Source organism: Bacillus cereus group sp. BfR-BA-01356 (assembly GCF_022663635.1).
GTDB lineage: Bacteria > Bacillota > Bacilli > Bacillales > Bacillaceae_G > Bacillus_A > Bacillus_A cereus.
The window spans coordinates 1-784 of sequence record NZ_JAKUFX010000285.1; the positions used below are offsets into that span (position 1 = coordinate 1).

Consider the following 784-nt stretch of genomic DNA (forward strand, 5'->3'; position numbering starts at 1 on the left):
TTTTCCCCTTTAGGTTTCCCTTCTAGGTGAGGTGATTGGTAATAGGTCTTTCGTGAGTTAACCTAGATTAGTGCTATTTAATCAATTCTAAATCTACCCTTATGGGCGCACGTACATATCTATTAAGTCATCAAAGGTCACATCTTTTTGTGGGTTATGTAGTTTTAATAAATAAATATGTTGCTTAAGGTGGTTTCGTTGTGCTTGTTCAAAGAATGCATTATTTGATTCCGACAAACCCTGGATAACCATTGCAAAAACCTCGGCTACTTTATCAACTGGTCCACGTAAAATATTAATGTTTTTGGTATCAGGGTTTGTGGGATCAATATAATAAATTGAACTTTCAGGAATTTTGTGTGCTTGTACTAACTTAAATACCTTTTGACATAAATCATTACTCGGTTCAATAACAGTTATCCCATTTAAAAATGTTCCTTTTACTTCTTCGGTATCATAATTATTCTTTTTATACGTATTTTCAAACTTATTTATAAAACGTACCATCCAGTGTAAATCTTGATTAATCATTGGAATAATTAAACTAGATGTCTTACCAGAACCAATAGGACCAATAATAATTCCATTTAGGGTTCTATCTTTCCCTTTGATTCGAATCATTTCTTTGTGCTTAATATGAGGCCCTATCTCAACATCAGGATATATTTGTTTCTCTTGGCTATTAAACCACTTTTGCAACTTATGATTTTTATATTCGTATTTTTGTACCCACTTTAAGATTTCTTCTCTGTAACGGACAATATGGCCACTATACCAAAGAGTA

1 pseudogene is annotated in these 784 nt (G+C 32.4%); it reads right to left on the minus strand.

Annotation, left to right across the window (positions count from 1 at the left end):
- Nucleotides 1–99: 99 nt before the first annotated feature.
- Nucleotides 100–784 (minus strand): annotated as a pseudogene (locus MR168_RS34040) (conjugal transfer protein TraG); the annotation flags it as partial.